The sequence below is a fragment of the Metamycoplasma equirhinis genome (assembly GCF_006385185.1).
GTDB lineage: Bacteria > Bacillota_I > Bacilli_A > Mycoplasmatales > Metamycoplasmataceae > Metamycoplasma > Metamycoplasma equirhinis.
In genome coordinates, this window is the sequence record NZ_VFIX01000067.1 from 1 (window position 1) to 502 (window position 502).

Annotated in this window: 1 protein-coding gene; it reads left to right on the forward strand. The window is 67.5% G+C overall.

Annotated elements, in window-relative coordinates; all coding sequences use genetic code 4:
• Nucleotides 1–502 (forward strand): alcohol dehydrogenase catalytic domain-containing protein (locus FJM08_RS08670; protein ID WP_170177193.1); only part of this gene is annotated, 502 nt, incomplete at both ends.

Consider the following 502-nt stretch of genomic DNA (forward strand, 5'->3'; position numbering starts at 1 on the left):
GTGATGAACTGGCCGACGTGATGGCCGAATCTGGCTACCACGCCTTCATGCGATCGAATCAGCAGGTGGTGTTCGGACACGAGTTCTGTGGCGAGGTGGTCGATTACGGTCCCGGCACCCGCAGGACCCCTAGGCGCGGCACCCCGGTCGTCGCCATGCCGCTGCTGCGGCGTGGCAACAAAGAGGTGCACGGGATCGGGCTTTCGACAATGGCGCCGGGCGCCTACGCCGAGCGGCTCGTCGTCGAGCAGTCGCTGACGTTTCCTGTCCCGAACGGGCTGGCGCCCGAGATAGCCGCGCTGACCGAGCCCATGGCCGTCGGATGGCACGCCGTCCGGCGCGGCGAGGTGGGCAAGGGCGACGTCGCGATCGTGATCGGGTGCGGTCCGATCGGCCTCGCGGTGATCTGCATGCTGAAGTCGCGCGGGGTACACACGGTGATCGCAAGCGACTTTTCACCCGGCCGTCGTGCCCTCGCAACCGCCTGTGGCGCTGATTCCGT